At 62.3% G+C, this 804-nt stretch carries 1 protein-coding gene; it reads left to right on the top strand.

The features are described from left to right. Positions 1-176 precede the first annotated feature (176 nt). Positions 177-804, top strand: a 628-nt coding sequence (locus tag AC1DS3_RS39165) for an aspartate/glutamate racemase family protein (RefSeq protein WP_477129434.1), incomplete at its 3' end; no start/stop codon positions are given.

The raw sequence follows: 804 nt of genomic DNA, 5'->3' as shown, positions 1-804 counted from the left end.
CTCCTGTTGAGTGAGATATACCAAAAGTATATGCCTACGGCCCAAGGCGTTCAATAGCGATTAGTGCCTTATGATGCTCAGGGATTGGCCGCTGCCAGCCAAACTCGTTCAAACACTGCAGTCCCCAATCACATCGTCACATCGTCACATCGTGACATCGCATGGAGCCATCCGTCATGACCCTGCATATCGGTATCGTTGCCTGCTCCGCCGAAGGCGCCGCGCTTTGCTACCGCACCATCTGTATGGAGGGGGCGCGGCTGCTCGGGCCGCATGCGCATCCCGAGATATCCATGCACACCCCGTCGCTTGCCGAGTACGTCAAGCACCTGGATCGCGGCGACTGGCAGGCCGTCGGTGAGTTGATGCTTACCTCCGCCGGGAAGCTCGCTGGCATGGGCGCGGATTTCCTGATCTGCCCCGACAACACCATTCACCAGGCGCTGCCGTACGTGGCGGCGCGTTCGCCGCGGCCCTGGCTGCATATTGCCGAGGTGGTGGCCGAGAGCGCGGCGGCGCGCGGTTTCACCCGCCTGGGCCTGACGGGAACGCGCTGGCTTGTCGACAGCGAGGTCTACCCCGAGAAGCTCGCCGCGCGCGGGCTCGGCTTTATGCGGCCTGACCCCGCCGAACGCGATGAAATCAACCGCATCATCATGGACGAACTGGTGGGCGGGATTGCCACCCCGGAAGCACTCACTTACTTCCAGCGGGTTATCGGGCGGATGAAGTCACAGGGTTGCGATGCTGTTGTGCTCGGCTGCACGGAAATCCCGCTGATCGTGAACGACGCGAACTCTGCGC

The organism is Cupriavidus sp. 01L46 (assembly GCF_056399905.1).
Note: the sequence above shows the minus strand (reverse complement) of the source record. Positions and strands in the feature narration are given on the sequence as shown.